This is a genomic window from Prevotella melaninogenica (assembly GCF_003609775.1).
Taxonomy (GTDB): Bacteria; Bacteroidota; Bacteroidia; order Bacteroidales; family Bacteroidaceae; genus Prevotella; species Prevotella melaninogenica_A.
On sequence record NZ_AP018049.1, the window covers coordinates 1 to 17,486 of the forward strand.

The following is a 17,486-nucleotide window of genomic DNA, read 5'->3' on the forward strand; positions in this document are numbered from 1 at the left end:
AATAAGAACTAATTTACTGTTATAAACGAGTTAGATTACCAAAAATAAATAAAACGTAGATGATGTCTTTCATGTTTATAGTTCGTATAGAGATAAAAAGAAATTCACAATTCAGAATTTAAATTACTATTTATTGGAATTATTATGCTTAGGATTTCCCTTTCATAACACCCAAAATAAGTAATCATAATTATGAATTGTGAATTTTGAATTATGAATTACCAAGGTAATTATAATTATGAATTAAGACTTACAAGTCATCAATCAATGCTGTACTCTTAGCGTATGCTGTACTCTTAGCTTCGAAGAAGTCGGTCTTTACCATGTTAGCATTTGAATACTGACCTACCCACTTCATGTTCTCAGGTTCCTTTTGGTTGTCATCATAGAGGAAACCAAAGCCGAGTCCAGACCAGCGGAGATTGCCCAAATAACGGATATAATCAGACACCATCTGAGCGTTAAGACCTTGTACATCGTTGCCGATAACATATTGTCCCCATGCTATCTCCTGACGTACACCCTCACGCATCATATCTTCATAAACCTTTATTTTCTCTGGAGTAAACATATCAGGCTCCTCTTTCTTCAGCTCAAGAATAATGCTACGGAAGAGCCAGAGGTGTGTATTCTCATCTCGGTTGATATAGCGAATCTCCTGTGCAGAACCCGACATCTTACCATTTCGGCTGAGATTATAGAAGAACATAAATCCGCTGTAGAAGTAGATACCTTCAAGGATAAAGTTAGCAATAAGCGTCTTCATCAAACTGAACTTATCTCTTTTCTCATGGAACTCATTGTAACAGTCGCCAATAAACTTATTACGGTTCAAGAGATGTTCATCGGTCTTCCACTGATAAAGAATATCGTTACGCTCTTCAGGACTACAAATAGTATCGAGCATGTAGCTATAACTCTGACTATGGATACACTCTTGGAACGCCTGAATATGCAGACAGAGGTTTACCTCGTTTGCAGTGATATATTCACTAAGCGTTGGGAGGTTGTTGCTTTGAAGCGAATCAAGGAAAACAAGGAAGCTCAGAATCTTGTCATAAGCTACACGTTCAGCCTTTTCAAGACGTGGATAATCCTTAAAGTCCTGTGAAAGATTGATTTCTTCTGGAATCCAGAAGTTGTTCATTGCCTGTCTGTACCAGTCACTTACCCATGAATACTTCATATTATTGAAGTCATTCAAATTAGTAGTATTACCACCAATCATTCGTCTCAAGCGCAAGTCAATATCACCTGAAGGATTGAATAAGGTATTACGTTTTAATTGATTGTCCATTATTTCTTATTTATTAAATCCATTAACTTGATTAATTCATAATTTATAATTCAGAATTCATAATTATGATTACTACTTTAATTCATAATTTATAATTCAGAATTCATAATTATGATTAGTGATGTAAACTATTATTTTGTTTGTCTACTTACTCAATGAATTTCTGCTATTCAGTAAATAGTAGTAATCATAATTATGAATTATGAATTTTGAATTTTGAATTTTGAATTTTGAATTATTATGATGAGCAACTCTCACACTCTTCTACCTCTAATGACTTACTACGCACATAATAGATAGTCTTAACACCCCTTTTCCAAGCAAGTAGGTAAAGGTCGAGTATCTGACGCATTGTGAAGTCATTGGTGATATATAAGTTCATACTCTGTGCCTGATCAATATGACGCTGACGTACACCAGAAGCAAGAACACTCCACTTTTGGTTGATAAGATAAGCACTCTTATACATCCAGTAGGTCTCATCTGAAAGCTCAGGAGCAACACGTGGGAGCATACTTCCCTTCTTCTCTTCCAAGAAGAAACGCTTCATAATTGGGTCTAAGCCAGCTGTTGTACCTGCAATAATACTTGTACTGCTGGTTGGTGCGACTGCAAGTAGATATGCATTACGCATACCCTGTAATGCAACTGTCTTACGAACATCCTGCCATTCAGCACTGTCATAACCACGCTTATCAAAGTAAACACCCGTCTGCCAGTCACTTCCCTCAAAGAATTGATAGCTTCCCTTCTCCTTGGCGAGGTTTGAGCTGGCAAGAATAGCTGCTCGGTTGATAGTCTCGAACACCTTATCCATAAACTCTAAATGCTCTTCACTCTCCCACTTGATGCGACGTTTAGCAAGAGCATGGTGATAACCACTAATACCCAAACCAATAGAACGATAACGCTGGTTGGTAAGTTGTGCGTAAGGAACAGGATAGAAGTTGAGGTTGATAACGTTGTCAAGTGCGCGAACAACAGTTGCAACCTTTTCTTTCATCTTCTCTTCGTCCTCCAATGGAAGTCTACCAAGTGAAAGACTTGCCAAATTACATACTACAAACTCACCCGGACGAGTTGTTGTTACAACAACAGTATCACCATCGTTTGTCTCTACTTCCTTAGAAACAGTTTCTATTGGAGCCATGTTCTGAGCAATCTCTGTACAGAGATTAGAGCAGTAAATCATACCCTTATGTCCGTTAGGATTAGCTCTGTTCACCGTGTCACGGTTGAATGTGAATGGTGTTCCGGTCTCAACAGCAGAACGAAGAACTAATCTAACAATATCCTTAATGCTAATAACACGACGTGAAAGGCGCTGATCATTAACACAATCAAGATACTTACGTTCCCATTCTTCGCCGTAACAATCCTCAAGGCAATAACCCTTGATACGCATAATCTCGTTAGGACAGAAGAGCGACCAATTCTGATTCATGTCTTCCTCAGCCATCTTCCAGAAAAGATCAGGATAGCAGATAGCTGGGAATATATCGTGAGCCTTCATACGATCGTCACCGTTGTTGGTACGAAGTTGCAGGAATTCAGGCAGGTCTTTGTGCCATACATCTAAGTAAACGGCTACAGCACCTTGGCGCATTCCTAACTGGTCAACAGCAACAGCAGTATCATTAACGAGTCGCATCCAGCGGATTACACCACCTGCTACACCCTTGAAACCACGGATATTACCACCGGTTGCACGTACTTTACCGAAGTACATACCCATACCACCGCCAAACTTACTCACTTGTGAGAAGTTATCCAAGCTACGATAGATACCATCCAAACTATCTGGTACGGTGTCAATGAAGCAACTTGAAAGCTGATGACTTGGCTTACGAGAATTAGAAAGGGTAGGTGTTGCCATCGTTACTTCTAACTTGCTAAGCAAGTCATAGATACGACGTACCCACATAAGACGACCTTCCTTCTCCTCTGGCATAGCAAGATGCAGCGCAATACCAAGGAACATTTCCTGTACTCGCTCAATCACTTTACCAGAGTAATTCTTTATAACATAACGCTTTAGAAGTAAATCAAGACCTGAATAGTTAAGGAGCTTATTGCGTTCAGGATCAATAAAGGTAGCAGCCTCATTGATTTCTTCTTCGCTATAATTCTGAAGAATATAATCACCATAAAGTCCTTCTTCGGTCATATATTTAACCTTACGATAGAAGGTTTTGAGTCCCAATTCTTCCTCCAAACGAGTGATTTTCTTTTCAGAGCGATAAGAAAGAATACGTGCAGAAATCATTTCCCATGCTGGAGCCTCAGGTGTTGTCAACTCCACAGCAGCCTTGATAAGAGCTTCAATAGAGTCCTTTTGTGACATACCAGGCTTAGTGAAGCTGGCGAACTTCTCCTGAAGTGTCACCATACTATAAGAACGCTCGCGGTATTCGCGTGCTACACTGTGCAACACATCAGCCAACTCACGATCGTCAGCAGTCCACACAATGTAATTAATAGCTTGTCGCTGCTCATTACGCTGATAGCGGAAGAGAATATAATTCTTCGCTTCATCGTAATGACCATGTGCCATAAGGCACTTCTCCACACGGTTCTGGATATCCTCTACAGTGCGCAGTTCAGGGTTCTCTTTGATGAACTGCTCTACTTCGCTAACCATTCCGGCTATCTCACTGTCTGAGACATCCTTTCCGGTGCTGATAAAACTCTTTTTAATGGCTATTGAAATCTTTTCGTTATTATAGACTTCTATTTCTCCATTACGTTTTGTTATATTCATTACTTGTTTTATATAGTTTTCTTTTTTATTCTACTATAACTCTCTATTGAGATTTACTTATTTGCATATAAGTAACACATTATTAGTAACTTATGCTGTTTAGTGTATTTTTGTATGGACAAAGTTAAGAAAAAAAAGTGATATGATAGTTATCCAAAACGGAATATTTTGAGAACAATCTTACTTTTAATTGTTTTCCAAAATAGAAAAGAATTAAGTGTTTTTTTTATTTAAAAATAAAATACTTTTAGCTGTTCAAAATCTCTATCTATAGCTTACAAAAAGCATTTATTTCGCTATCTAAAATTATAGTTTATGGTTTTATTAAATGAAATAAATGCCTATCACTATTCTCATAAAAATTGATTTTTATTTTTGTTATCTTTTCTTTATTTTCGATCGTCTATTGATTGCGAATTATTCTCATAAACATAATTTTGCTAAAGACAATGATTAGAAGAATAAAGATAAAAAAAATAAGGAGAAAAGTAAGCCAATTGAGGGCTTATTAATGCTGTTTTCTGTGTTAGAAAATAGTATTATTATACCGTTGATAAAGTTATTTCATTCTTCTATTCAGACTGCAATCCATCTTCAATGCGCTGAATAATCTCTTCAGGAAGAATATTATTCATACAAGCAAAGTCGCCACGATGGCAAGGTTTATTACCAAAGACAGAACAGGGACGGCAAGAGAGCGTATTGATTTGTACGGCATCTTCTTCCTTCTGTTGCCAACCCATAAATCCACAATAAGGATGGGTTGCGCCCCACACACTAACCACTCGTGTGCCAGTGAGGGAAGCAAGGTGCATATTAGCACTGTCCATTGAAACCATTGTGTCGAGATGACTCATGAGAATGAGTTCCTTTTCGAGTCCTTTAAGGACGTTAGCAACACAGAGACATTGCGGATATTGTGCTGCCCATTGGTTCAACACTTCTATTTCATGTTTGCCACCACCAAAGAGGAAGATACGCCAAGAAGGGTGTGTTTCAGTTAGTTTGCGAACCACTTGTTCCATCCTTTCTTGTGGATACATCTTCCCTGCATGGGCTGCAAAGGGTGCTATACCTATCCAGCGTTCCTCTGGTTGTTTTACACCTATTACATTAGGGAGATGCTGTAAGTCGCCTCCTTCGGCTGGGAAGATACTTGTAAATTCTGGTTTAATAGGATAACCCAATGCTTTAAGTACATCAGCATAGTTCTGAAAGGAAGTAGGCTGCTGTATGAATACCTTGTTTTCAGCTTGACATAAGCGTTTCTTTCCCTGTTTATGTTTGTCGATATGTGCCACAGAATATCCACCAAGGAGGAAACGAAGGCGGAGAAAACGTGTTCGAAGCACGTTATGGAAATCGGCAATAGCTGTAAATTGTTTTGCTACTAACCGACGGTAAAGTGTGTTAAGTCCTCTAAAACCTTTATATTCTTCTTTCAAGTCGGCAGCCATAAACTCAACATTCGGTGCTAAATGCTGGAAGAAAGGCTGTGCAAAAGGACGAGAAAGCACACTTATTCTCACATCTGGATACTGCTTAGCAAGCGAGTAAACGATGGGAACTGTCATAGCAATGTCGCCCATAGCAGAGAATCGAATAATAAGAATATGTGGGGTTTTCATAGGCTAACAGAAATAAATAAGCAGGATAAAGAATAGAGAAAGAGCTATTATTGGTAAGAATAAGCAATTAAGATATGCTTATTCAATAACTAATAATGTTCATTGGCGTTTACTCTAAACGAGTAATTACGCCCCTCCCCTATGCAGAGTGGGAGGGGCATCATATTATTTCTTGTTGTAAAGAATCGGATTGGTTGCAGGGTCGTTGTACATCTTCATCTGACGATAAACCTTCATGTACTTACGGCCTTGCTGAATGTCATCGAGCAACTGGTCGATGGCAAGACTGAGATCCTTCTGCTGTTCGAGGAGGATATTCAGCTTAGACTTACACTTCTCAACGTGCTCAGCTGAAGCATCCGTGCGCTCAGTCTGCTCCTTCATGTGATAAATCTTCAATGCAAGGATAGACAGACGGTCAACTGCCCATGCTGGACTCTCGGTATTGATAGTCGCTTCTGGGAGTGGAGTCACGTCAGAGTAGAGCTGACGAAAATACGAGTCAATCTGCTCAACGAGGTCAGTACGATCCTGGTTAGAGCGGTCAATACGATGCTTGAGACTCATTCCTTCGTCTGGGTTGATATGTGGGTCGCGGATAAGGTCCTCGAAGTGCCACTGTACTGTGTCAATCCAGCATTTCAGATAGAGACGGTTTTCGATGGAATCTCTGTCGTAAGGGTTATTAATCGGCGTATCTACGTTGTCCGTAATATGATAATCACGGATTGCCTGATTGAAAATCTCGTTACAATGTTTTGTAAATGACATTCGGTTTTTATTTTTCTGTTTATTCTGCAAATATAAAGTAAATTCCTTAAAGGACAAAATAAAAACTCTTGTTTTTAATAGTTAATCGTTTAAACCCAAATAGGTCATAAGAGGCTAAACCTATTTTGTTTTGTTATCGAGCATCTTGACTGTCTTTACAACGCAAGCGTAGCGGACTATGTCAAGTTACAGAGGCAGACAAGTTGCCGATAAGAAATATCCCTTCTAAGTAGATTTCATATTCTTATAAGCCCCTCTGAATATAACACATATCTATACAATAAGTTTATATTTTGTTTGCTGTCATTTTAACAGTTTGTTGTAACGATTTGTGAATTAATTGTTTATAAGCTTATAAATAGTGACAGGAGTGACAGGAAAATTATTTTGCTACACTGACTATATACAAATGAATTCCGTTTATTTTTTGTTTGTTCTAAATATGGAGTGATATAGTTTCCTCCATACTAATGATATTTCTTAGTTAATATATTCTTTTTCTCTATATTTTACGGATGGTGAACACCAATGGTGCGAACGCTTAGCACTAATGGTGCGGATGGTTGATATTCATGTAAAAAAACTATTACAATCAAAGTGGAAACTACTATTAACGTGTTACATTGTAGCGGATAGAATACGCATGATGAGTGACAACAAACAGCGTTATTGCATTTTAGTCCCCAATATAATAAGGTGTAGTAATTTATAGAATCAATTTAATTTCTATCAGTGGCATAAATAAAGTTTTGAATAATCTTATATAATTGTTTGATTTATCGTATAATTAAGTGAGAAAACGGTAAAAAAGCTGCACAAAGATATATGGTTTGTGCAATAGAGAGTGCTTTTTTAATAAAAAAACTTGCATACATGGAAAAAAAACAGTTCCTTTGCAACCGCATTTTGAATTTGGAAATCAATATTAAACATTTTAAAACTTACAATTATGTCAGAAATTGAATCAAAAGTAAAGGCTATTATCGTAGAGAAGCTCGGCGTTGAAGAGGCTGAGGTAAAACCAGAGGCAAGTTTCACAAACGACCTCGGTGCTGACTCTTTGGATACAGTAGAGCTCATCATGGAGTTCGAGAAGGAGTTCGGTATTTCTATTCCAGACGATAAGGCTGAGAAGATCTCTACAGTAGGCGACGCTATCTCTTACATCGAGGAGAACGCTAAGTAAGGTTTACTCAAGATAAAAGTACCAAGCAAAGCGTATGCCTTTGCTTGGCTTTTTTTTACTTTACTTTTTTAATTTATATTTCACGCATGGAATTAAAAAGAGTAGTTGTAACAGGTCTTGGCGCCGTTACTCCATTGGGTAACACTCCAGAGGAGACCTGGCAGAACATGCTGGCAGGTAAGAGTGGCGCTGCTCCTATTACACATTTCGATACAACCCAGTTCAAGACGAAGTTTGCTTGTGAGGTAAAAGACCTTAACATCAATGATTACATTGACCGTAAGGAGGCTCGTAAGCTCGATCGTTACACTCAGTTGGCTATGATTAGTGCTATTCAGGGTGTTAAGGATGCTGGTTTTGACTTGGAAAAGGTTAACAAGGAACGTGTAGGTGTAATCTATGGTGTAGGTATTGGTGGTATTAAGACTTTTGAGGATGAGGTGAGTTATTACGCTCAGCATCCTGAGAATGGTCCTAAGTTCAATCCTTTCTTCATTCCTAAGATGATTGCAGATATTGCATCTGGTCAGATTAGTATGCTGTATGGATTCCACGGTCCTAACTATACAACAACATCTGCTTGTGCTTCTTCAACCAATGCTTTGGCTGCAGCATTCAACCAGATTCGTCTGGGTAAGGCTGATATCATCGTTAGTGGTGGTGCTGAGGCAGCTATTTGCGCTTGTGGTGTAGGTGGTTTCAATGCTATGCATGCACTTTCTACACGCAATGATGACCCAGAACACGCTTCACGTCCATTCTCTGCAAGCCGCGATGGCTTCGTAATGGGTGAGGGTGCTGGTTGTCTTATCCTTGAGGAGTTGGAGCATGCAAAGGCTCGTGGTGCTAAGATTTACGCAGAGATGGTAGGTGAAGGCGAGTCAGCTGACGCTCATCATATCACTGCTTCTCACCCAGAGGGTCTTGGTGCTAAGCTCGTTATGAAGGCAGCACTTGAGGATGCAGGTTTGAAGCCAGAGGATATTGACTATATCAACGTACACGGTACATCAACTCCTGTAGGTGATATCTCAGAGGCAAAGGCTATCAAGGCTTTGTTTGGTGAGGCAGCTTACAAGTTGAATATCTCTTCAACAAAGAGTATGACAGGTCACCTCCTCGGTGCAGCTGGTGCTGTAGAGGCTTTGGCTTGTGTCATGTCTGTGAAGGAAGATATCGTTCCTCCAACCATCAACCATGAGGATGATGATCAGGATCCTGAATTGGATTACAACTTGAACTTTACGTTCAACAAGGCACAGAAGCGCGAGGTACGTGCTGCACTTAGCAACACCTTTGGTTTCGGTGGTCACAATGCTTGTGTTGTATTCAAGAAGTATGCTGAATAATATAATTGATAGAATAAAGCTCCCTTTCCGCAAGGAGAAGGAGCTTTATTTGTCTTTGTACCAAATTATCGGCATTATTCCCCACGATATCAGTTATTATAAGACTGCACTCTTGCACAAGAGCGTAGCGCGTCGTAACGCAAAGGGTAAGCCAGTAAACAATGAACGACTTGAGTTCCTTGGTGATGCTATTCTCGATGCCATTGTAGGTGACATTGTTTATGAGCATTTCCCAGGTAAGCGTGAAGGTTTTCTGACGAATACTCGTTCAAAGATAGTACAACGCGATACGCTAAACCGCCTGGCTAAAGAGATGGGAATCTGTCAGTTGATTCTCTCTAACGGGCATACGTCTTCGCATAACAGTTATCTCGGTGGTAATGCTTTTGAGGCACTCGTAGGCGCTCTCTATCTTGATCATGGCTATAATGCTTGCATGAAGTTTATGAAACAACAAGTCCTTGGACAGCTTATCAATATTGATAAAGTGGCTTACAAGGAGGTGAACTTCAAGTCAAAGCTTATTGAATGGAGCCAGAAGAACAAGGTCAATATGGAGTTCAAGCTGATTGAAAACCAAAAAGATAAGCAGGGTAGTCCTACCTTCCACTTCCAAGTGATTATGGAAGGTATCCCATGTGGTGAAGGACACGGCTATTCAAAGAAGGAAAGCCAGCAAGAGGCTTCCAAGCTTACGCTCCAGCGTTTGCGCCGTGAACCCCAGTTTATAGATGAGGTATTTGCCGCCAAAGCCAACCGTACAAAGATGGAAGAAGAGCCAGTACTTAATGTTCCGGAAACTTCACAGGACATGAACTTCATTGAAGGCTCTGAACCCAAGGTTGAAAAGCATGAGAATCCTTTCCTAACAGAAGTCTTTGACGAGAAGTCATCGGCTGCTGATGAAGTGAAAGAAGAGTTGGCTGATTCCCCAGTAGAGGAAGAAGAGAAGACAAACAATGAGTCTTTTGACCTCTCAGATATTTCTCATTCAAAGCCTATTGACCGCGAAGCTATTATCGCAGCTGCTGAGGCAGAAGCGTTTGAAAACAAATAAATAGCGGATTAGAAGAATAAAAGACAGGCGTTTACAGCCGATGGTAGGTGATAATATGTAATTACACTCACTATCTTCTGTAAACGCCTGTTTTCTTTTGGCTATTTTCTTACCATTTATTAAGGCTTATTTTCCCATAAACTCAGGTACTAAATACCATTCAGTTCAGGTCTACTTACCATGTTCTACGAATTATTTTCATGAAAAGAAATATTTCTTTTCATGAAAAAAAATATTTATTATCGTGAACAAAAATATTTCTTTTCATGAAAGTAATTTGTGCGTGATAGATTTTTAGGGAATAAAAGGATAGAGATAAACATATTATTGGGTATCATTTAGAGGTTAAAAGATGCTCTTTTCTTTCCTTATAATTCTTTTATTTATTTGTAATTCTTCTTGTAATATCTTCTAAATACTGATAAAAAATTGGAGCTGAAATATTGTTTATTTTCCCTTCTTTATATACGCTATTGCATATATACAATAAGTCATCAATGTTTCCATGTAATTCCATAATCCTTCTTGTAAGATTATTTGTAGCAAACATACGTTTCATGAAAATGGCAGAAAGCTGAGCTGGTAGTTTATATACCCATAATTCATTTCTGTAATATTTCATGTTAATACCACGTGAAGCTGCTATTTTTATTGTCTCACGAATAGTTTTAATCGTAGTTGCCAATAACTTTAGAGAGTTTATAAGTTTATGAACTGATGTTATGCTGTCATTGATGTCTCCATTTTTCCCTATGACTGAGATAACTGCAGCGTTGATAGCCATGTGTATCCATATCCATTCCAACATGTTATAAGGGTTCTCAAGTTTGATGTTAGAGGACTTGAATAGATTGCAGATAGCCTCATAATTTGATATTGTTGTCTTATTTTTAGACTCTATCATGAAATGATCGAATAAACAACAATCAAGTTCAGCCTTTGTGACAAGCCCTTCTCTTTTTATCTTTATGCAACCTCCAGCAACGGGAAAGGCTAAGATATAATCATATCCTTGCATAATTTTATCAAGATATTGCTTGTCATACCATAGATTACAGCATAAGAGTATTGTTCCTTTGAATGCTTCTTTTCGTAGCATCTCCATCACATTGGCAATCTTTCCTTGTGAAATACTTACGAAAATCATGTCATATTCTTTCTTTGAGTGTGGATTTACTGTATACTTGTTTTTGACTTGAATACCTTTTGATGATTCTCTTCCATCTAATAATGTAACTTCAATATTGGTTATGTCTTTTTTATCACTTCCTTCCCGAATGTAATGTTCAACATTGTGACCAGCCTCTTTAAACACAGAAGCATAAGTTGTTCCGATAACTCCTAATCCTATAATCAATATATCCATGTTTGTGTTTATTTTTGACAAAGGTAATTAATTATTTGGGCTTTCCTCCTTATTTTTGTAATTTTGTAAGTCTAAGGATAAAATAGAAATAGACTTAATAAGGAAGTAAAAGATATGGCAAAAGACGACAAGGGATTGACCCCGATGATGAAACAGTTCTTCTCAATGAAGGCGCAACATCCTGGTGCATTGATGCTCTTTAGGTGTGGTGACTTCTATGAGACGTATGGTGAAGATGCTGTGGAGTCGGCAAGAATACTTGGTATTACCCTTACTCGTCGTAATAATGGTGGCAATGGCGACTCGATAGAGATGGCTGGTTTCCCCCATCATGCCCTTGATACTTATCTTCCTAAGCTTATTCGTGCTGGAAAGCGTGTGGCTATCTGTGACCAATTAGAAGACCCGAAGAAGAAACGTGAGGCCATTAAAGGCAAGAAGGGTCTGTCGGCAATGGACAAGATGGTGAAGCGTGGTATCACAGAACTCGTCACTCCGGGTGTTGCTATGAGCGATAACGTGCTGAACTATAAGGAAAATAACTTCCTTGCAGCGGTACACTTCGGTAAAGGTGCTTGTGGAGTCAGTTTCTTAGACATATCTACTGGTGAGTTCCTAACCGGTGAAGGCACCTTTGATTACGTCGAAAAGCTGTTAGGTAACTTCCAACCAAAGGAGGTACTCTATGACCGTGCAAAGAAACAAGACTTTGAACGCTACTTCGGTACACGCCTTTGTACATTCGAGATGGACGATTGGGTGTTTACCGATCAGACGGCACGTCAGAAGCTACTAAAGCACTTCGGTACAAAGAACTTAAAGGGTTTTGGTGTCGATCATTTGAATAATGGTGTTATTGCAGCAGGTGTTATCCTTCAATATCTGGAGATAACACAGCATACACAAATCAATCATATCACTTCATTGGCACGTATTGAAGAAGATAAATACGTGCGAATGGACCGCTTCACGATTCGTTCTTTGGAGCTGATTGCACCAATGAACGAGGGTGGATCATCGCTTTTGAACGTTATTGACAATACCGTTACGCCAATGGGTGGACGTATGTTGCGCCGTTGGATGGTCTTCCCTTTGAAGGAAGTGAAACCTATCAATGAACGTTTAGACGTAGTAGATTATTTCTTCCGAGAGCCTGATTTCCGCGAATGTATCAATGAGCAGTTCCATCGTATTGGTGACTTGGAGCGTATTATCTCAAAGGTAGCAGTTGGTCGTGTGTCACCTCGTGAGGTAGTACAGCTGAAGAATGCTCTTATGGCTATCCAACCCGTTAAGACGGCTTGCCTTTATGCAAAGAGCGACACGCTCAAGAGGATTGGTGAACAGCTGAATCTCTGTGAGTCTTTGCGTGATAGAATAGAGAAAGAGATACAGCCTGATCCTCCACAGTTGGTCAATAAAGGTGACGTGATAGCCTTAGGTTATAACCAAGAACTTGATGATTTACGTTCTATTCGTGACAATGGAAAGCAGTATCTGTTGGAGATTCAAGAGAAGGAGATTGCTCAGACGGGTATTAGCTCACTGAAGATAGGATTTAATAACGTATTCGGCTATTACTTAGAAGTGCGCAATACGTTCAAAGATAAGGTGCCTGAGGATTGGATTCGTAAACAGACATTGGCGCAGGCAGAGCGTTATATCACACCAGAACTCAAGGAATACGAGGAGAAGATACTTGGAGCTGACGAGAAGATATTGGCTTTGGAAAATCAGCTTTATATGGAGTTAGTACAGGATATGCAGGAGTTTATTCCGCAGATACAGATTAATGCCAACCTTATTGCCCATCTTGACTGTCTGCTTTCGTTCATGAAGGTATCACAGTTGCAGCGTTATGTGCGTCCAGTAGTGGACGATTCGGAGGTTATAGACATAAAACAGGGTCGCCATCCAGTAATTGAAACACAGCTACCGATAGGCGAACAGTACGTTCCTAATGATGTATTGCTTGATACGGAACGCCAACAGATAATGATGATTACGGGTCCGAATATGGCGGGTAAGTCTGCCTTGCTGCGTCAAACGGCTCTTATCGTACTCTTAGCACAGATTGGTTGCTTTGTTCCTGCTGAACGAGCACGTATCGGAATGGTGGATAAAATCTTCACACGAGTGGGTGCTTCGGATAATATCTCATTAGGAGAATCAACCTTTATGGTCGAAATGACAGAGGCTTCAAACATCCTAAATAACGTTACTTCACGCTCTTTGGTGCTCTTTGATGAGTTAGGTCGTGGTACAAGTACCTATGATGGTATTAGCATTGCATGGGCAATTGTAGAGTATTTGCACGAACATTCACGTGCACAAGCTCGTACCCTCTTTGCTACACACTACCATGAATTGAACGAAATGGAGAAGAATTTCCCACGTATCAAGAACTTTAATGTCTCTGTGAAGGAAGTGGATGGAAAGATAATCTTCGTTCGTAAGTTGGAGAAAGGTGGTAGTGAGCACTCCTTCGGTATTCATGTTGCGGAGATAGCGGGTATGCCTCGTTCTATTGTTAAGCGTGCCAATGTTATTCTTAAGGAGCTTGAAGCGGATAATGCACAAGTGGGTAGTGTCGGAAAGGCTGCTGTTGAGCGTCTTGATCAGAGCAGAGAAGGTGTTCAACTCTCCTTCTTCCAACTCGATGATCCCGTCCTTACACAGATTCGTGACGAAATCCTCGGTCTTGATGTCAATAACCTAACACCTGTTGAAGCCCTCAATAAACTGAATGATATTAAGAAAATCGTAAAAGGTTAGACGTTATAAGCACTGATATTGTAGTTTATAGACAGGGTAAGGAAGACAAGGTAACAGAGTAAAGAAGACAAAGTAACAGGGTAAGTAAGACATAGTAACAAAGTAAGAAAGACAAAGTAACATATAAACAAAGTGCAGGGTAACATAAGAATAGCCAATAAGTTCTTATGTTACCCTGTCTTCTTTTCTTATCTTAATACCTTCTGTTCCCTTGTTACTTTGTCTTCTTTACTCTGTTACCCTGTCTTCCTTACCCTGTCTTTCTAAAGCATTGGACTGTCTTTAGTGTCTTTTGTCAGTTCATCTATCTGGCTGATAATATCCGAGTTAATGCGTTGCATACGAAGATATAACCATATACCGATGGCTACTCCGACGATTAAGCCTATTCCACCGCCAACCAGCATACCATCGAACATGGATGTATGGTCTCCTCCCTTCGCAGCACCTGACCCATAGTATGTCTCGATAAAGAACCAAGGAGTCCATATAATCATTATGATTGTGCCACATAAGAAGGACTTTTTGCGTAATTTCTTCATCCTTTGCATTTGTAAGGAAGCCGCTATGAGGTCGCCATTCAGGAACTCCTTCTTATTAACATGGTTGATATAAGCATCGAAACAAACACTGAAAGTCATAACGAGTACGGTAAATCCGTAGAACCACCACGACATGTTAAACATTATCCGAACTTCATTGTAAGCGTAATAAATAAATAGTAACACTAAGAATGACACCCATGTGTACTTCTTCATAAACGACATCTTATTGAGCATTGACTGTCTGATAAGCTTATCGTTGATAAGTGTTTGGTTATCAAGTTTATTCTTGAGGATGCCTAATTGCTGGCGCATTTCCTCAAACTCTGTATGCTTTGTTTCCATTGTAGTTTTCTTTTTAATGTGATTGTTAAGTTTTGTAGGGTATTGGGCTAATTGGGCCAATTGGCCTAATAGGGCTAATAAGACCAATAAAACTAATCCCATTCCTTAATGGTTACTCCCCTACTCCTTTGTTGTTTCACCTGTTTTCTTAAGTTTCTCCTTGATTCTAAACAGTCTTACGGAGACATTCTTCGTACTGATACCGACGATTTCGCCAATCTCTTCATAGCTCATATTTTCCAACCAAAGTAGGATTATAGCACGGTCAAAAGCCCCTAACTGGCTGATACGACGATTAAGTTGCTGTATCTGTCGGCTGTCTTCATCACTATCCGTGAAAGGATTGATATCCATTGAGAGTGGAATTGTTTTCCGTTTCCGCTTCTTTCGGTCACAAGAGATGCAGGTATTGAGGCTGATGCGATAGAGCCACGTGCGTACATCGCTTTCTCCTCGGAAGTTCTGCAGACCCTTCCAAAGGTTTATCAGCACCTCTTGAAAGAGGTCGTTCACCTCATCTTCATCCTTTGAGAACATATAGCACACAGTATAGATGGTGCTTTTATGTTCTCTCACGATGCGTGAGAAGTCTTGTTCATTCTGTAGGTTGTCCATCTTGTTTAAAGGTTTATTTTGCCCATTAGACGCACGTAGTAAATGAAAAACTACACGATAGAGATAAAATATTTTATTTATCGTGTACAAAAGTATTGTTTTATAAGGATAAATACAAGCCCTTTAAGGCTTTAATTAGTAGACAAGACAGACTTGTTTTCATCATTCAAAATATTAGATTACTTGATTCCTAATGATTTATAACCGTTTTACCAAGGCTCAACAAATATTTTAAAACTATAATTTAATAGTTGAAAAGTTTTGCTGTTTGAATTATAATATCTATCTTTGCCAAAGATAGGAACGTCTGAAAGAATTAGAAGTAGTTTCCGGCGTATTCGCTGGAGTTTGATACGAAGTATCGTTATTATCGTTAACGAAGGTTCACGATAAAAGTAATTCCCTTACAGCGTTCCTATTTTTTTGTTTAAAACAAACGCACTATGGCTACCAGAACAATAAACGGAAAGGAATATACAAAGGTTGATTTTGAGAATAAACTGCGCCATTTAAGAGATGCACAGGAACTTGCAGCGATGCTGAATGAGCTGAAGTTACCTTGGTATTATTCTGACTTTCGTGGTAAACAACTAAGTTTTTTAGCTGATACCAATAATGTCCAACGACGTTGTAAGACTTTCCGACTTCGTAAGAAGCACGGTGGCTATCGCGAGATAACGGCTCCGAAAGGAGCTCTGCGTGGTATCTTACAGGCATTGAATTTAGTGCTTCAAACCTATGATAAGCCTACTCCTTGGGCGTATGGCTTCGTTTGTGGTCGTTCTGTGGTTGATAATGCACGTCCACATGTGGGAAAACGTTATATTCTGAACCTTGATTTAAAGGATTTCTTCCCCACTATTACACGGCAGCAGGTGGCTGAATGTCTGATGGCAGAGCCTTTTGGTTTCTCGTCATTGGCTGCAAAACTCGTCTCAGGACTGGCTACTGTGCGCACAAAGAACAATGAAGAAGTTTTAGCACAGGGCTTTGCAACATCGCCAACACTATCGAACTTTATTTGTCGGGAGATGGATAAGGAGATTGCGAGCATAGCTACTGCACAAGGAATCACCTTTACCCGCTATGCTGATGACCTCACTTTCAGTTCTGATACAGATATTCTTCGTCCACAGGGAGAGCTTGTACAGCAGGTAAAGACTATCGTTGAGCGTTATGGTTTCCGACTGAACGAAGAGAAAACCCACTTGCAACGTCGTGGAAGACGGCAGGAGGTAACGGGCTTGATGGTAACGGAGAAAGTGAATGTAAGCCGCCGTTATGTGCGTGAAATCCGTTCCTTGCTGTATATCTGGGAGCGTTACGGCTATGAAGATGCCTGTCAGGCTGCGTGGAATAGCTACAGGCAGCAGCATGGAAAGACAAAGGGACATCAGCATTGTGTACCTCTTAATGCTGTTCTAAGGGGTAAACTGAACTACATGAAGATGGTGCGTGGAGCCGATGACCCACTCTATCAGCGTTTTGTTAGTCGTTATACTTCTTTGCAACAACGAAGTAAGGGAGATATAAAAGAGGTGGCATATAAGGCTTATATGGGTAAGTATCTTTCTAATTCAACAGAAGATAGGATGACAAGTGCTGACGTTTTGCCAAATGACAACACATCATCACGTCAGCTCGGAGTTACAAGCAGCGACCCTTATGACCCAAGAAAAAAGAGCAAACGCATTCTTAACTTTATAGTGATGGTGATTATATTGCTTGCTATTATACTCATCAAATTGTTTTTAAAATCACTCCTGTAAGCTGTAAAAAGTAAGTTAATAAGTA

12 protein-coding genes are annotated in these 17,486 nt (G+C 39.6%); 5 read left to right on the forward strand and 7 right to left on the reverse strand.

What is annotated here, in order from left to right:
- Window positions 1-250: 250 nt before the first annotated feature.
- The 4 genes from PMEL_RS00005 to PMEL_RS00020 form a co-directional block, all read right to left on the reverse strand.
- Window positions 251-1,297 carry a ribonucleotide-diphosphate reductase subunit beta gene (locus PMEL_RS00005; protein WP_120173420.1) on the reverse strand — a complete coding sequence of 349 codons (1,047 nt, stop codon included), beginning with the start codon at window positions 1,295-1,297 and terminating at the stop codon, window positions 251-253.
- 238 nt (window positions 1,298-1,535) lie between these two features.
- Entirely contained in the window at window positions 1,536-4,058 is a 2,523-nt protein-coding gene (locus tag PMEL_RS00010; RefSeq protein ID WP_120173421.1) for a ribonucleoside-diphosphate reductase subunit alpha, read from the reverse strand.
- A gap of 572 nt (window positions 4,059-4,630) precedes the next feature.
- A complete protein-coding gene (locus tag PMEL_RS00015) occupies window positions 4,631-5,686 on the reverse strand; it encodes a glycosyltransferase family 9 protein (protein WP_120173422.1) in 1,056 nt (351 codons plus the stop codon).
- A gap of 165 nt (window positions 5,687-5,851) precedes the next feature.
- On the reverse strand, window positions 5,852-6,457 hold the full coding sequence (locus tag PMEL_RS00020; RefSeq protein WP_120173423.1) for a DUF4254 domain-containing protein: 606 nt from the start codon (window positions 6,455-6,457) through the stop codon (window positions 5,852-5,854).
- A gap of 949 nt (window positions 6,458-7,406) precedes the next feature.
- On the opposite strand from PMEL_RS00020, the gene PMEL_RS00025 reads away from it, so the two are divergent.
- From PMEL_RS00025 to rnc, 3 genes are all read left to right on the forward strand, one after another.
- Complete coding sequence (locus PMEL_RS00025) at window positions 7,407-7,643, forward strand: acyl carrier protein (RefSeq protein ID WP_120173424.1); 237 nt, start codon at window positions 7,407-7,409, stop codon at window positions 7,641-7,643.
- An 86-nt stretch (window positions 7,644-7,729) separates the two neighbouring features.
- Window positions 7,730-8,992 carry a beta-ketoacyl-ACP synthase II gene (gene fabF / locus PMEL_RS00030; protein ID WP_120173425.1) on the forward strand — a complete coding sequence of 421 codons (1,263 nt, stop codon included), beginning with the start codon at window positions 7,730-7,732 and terminating at the stop codon, window positions 8,990-8,992.
- Window positions 8,982-10,049 (forward strand): ribonuclease III, encoded by a 1,068-nt coding sequence (gene rnc / locus PMEL_RS00035; RefSeq protein WP_120174579.1) that lies wholly within the window; start codon window positions 8,982-8,984, stop codon window positions 10,047-10,049. Before fabF ends, rnc begins: the two co-directional genes overlap by 11 nt.
- Window positions 10,050-10,428: 379 nt before the next feature.
- On the opposite strand, the gene PMEL_RS00040 is transcribed toward rnc, so the two are convergent.
- Complete coding sequence (locus PMEL_RS00040; RefSeq protein ID WP_120173426.1) at window positions 10,429-11,415, reverse strand: ketopantoate reductase family protein; 987 nt, start codon at window positions 11,413-11,415, stop codon at window positions 10,429-10,431.
- Between the two features lie 114 nt (window positions 11,416-11,529).
- Between PMEL_RS00040 and mutS the strand changes: the two genes are divergently transcribed.
- On the forward strand, window positions 11,530-14,190 hold the full coding sequence (gene mutS / locus PMEL_RS00045; protein ID WP_120173427.1) for a DNA mismatch repair protein MutS: 2,661 nt from the start codon (window positions 11,530-11,532) through the stop codon (window positions 14,188-14,190).
- A 263-nt stretch (window positions 14,191-14,453) separates the two neighbouring features.
- On the opposite strand, the gene PMEL_RS00050 is transcribed toward mutS, so the two are convergent.
- Together PMEL_RS00050 and PMEL_RS00055 are read right to left on the reverse strand one after the other, a co-directional pair.
- Window positions 14,454-15,077, reverse strand: coding sequence for a hypothetical protein (locus PMEL_RS00050; protein ID WP_120174580.1), 624 nt, complete (start codon window positions 15,075-15,077; stop codon window positions 14,454-14,456).
- 120 nt (window positions 15,078-15,197) lie between these two features.
- Window positions 15,198-15,692 (reverse strand): RNA polymerase sigma factor, encoded by a 495-nt coding sequence (locus PMEL_RS00055; protein WP_120173428.1) that lies wholly within the window; start codon window positions 15,690-15,692, stop codon window positions 15,198-15,200.
- A gap of 443 nt (window positions 15,693-16,135) precedes the next feature.
- Between PMEL_RS00055 and PMEL_RS00060 the strand changes: the two genes are divergently transcribed.
- Window positions 16,136-17,461, forward strand: coding sequence for a reverse transcriptase family protein (locus tag PMEL_RS00060; RefSeq protein ID WP_120173429.1), 1,326 nt, complete (start codon window positions 16,136-16,138; stop codon window positions 17,459-17,461).
- The last annotated feature ends 25 nt before the right edge of the window (window positions 17,462-17,486 follow it).

Bases quoted from the DNA above. Each gene is read 5' to 3' on its own strand.
- PMEL_RS00015 (WP_120173422.1), bottom strand. From the start codon at position 5,686: ATGAAAACCCCACATATTCTTATTATTCGATTCTCTGCTATGGGCGAC.
- PMEL_RS00020 (WP_120173423.1), bottom strand. From the start codon at position 6,457: ATGTCATTTACAAAACATTGTAACGAGATTTTCAATCAGGCAATCCGT.
- PMEL_RS00060 (WP_120173429.1), top strand. From the start codon at position 16,136: ATGGCTACCAGAACAATAAACGGAAAGGAATATACAAAGGTTGATTTT.
- PMEL_RS00055 (WP_120173428.1), bottom strand. From the start codon at position 15,692: ATGGACAACCTACAGAATGAACAAGACTTCTCACGCATCGTGAGAGAA.
- PMEL_RS00010 (WP_120173421.1), bottom strand. From the start codon at position 4,058: ATGAATATAACAAAACGTAATGGAGAAATAGAAGTCTATAATAACGAA.
- PMEL_RS00040 (WP_120173426.1), bottom strand. From the start codon at position 11,415: ATGGATATATTGATTATAGGATTAGGAGTTATCGGAACAACTTATGCT.
- fabF (WP_120173425.1), top strand. From the start codon at position 7,730: ATGGAATTAAAAAGAGTAGTTGTAACAGGTCTTGGCGCCGTTACTCCA.
- mutS (WP_120173427.1), top strand. From the start codon at position 11,530: ATGGCAAAAGACGACAAGGGATTGACCCCGATGATGAAACAGTTCTTC.
- rnc (WP_120174579.1), top strand. From the start codon at position 8,982: ATGCTGAATAATATAATTGATAGAATAAAGCTCCCTTTCCGCAAGGAG.
- PMEL_RS00005 (WP_120173420.1), bottom strand. From the start codon at position 1,297: ATGGACAATCAATTAAAACGTAATACCTTATTCAATCCTTCAGGTGAT.
- PMEL_RS00050 (WP_120174580.1), bottom strand. From the start codon at position 15,077: ATGGAAACAAAGCATACAGAGTTTGAGGAAATGCGCCAGCAATTAGGC.
- PMEL_RS00025 (WP_120173424.1), top strand. From the start codon at position 7,407: ATGTCAGAAATTGAATCAAAAGTAAAGGCTATTATCGTAGAGAAGCTC.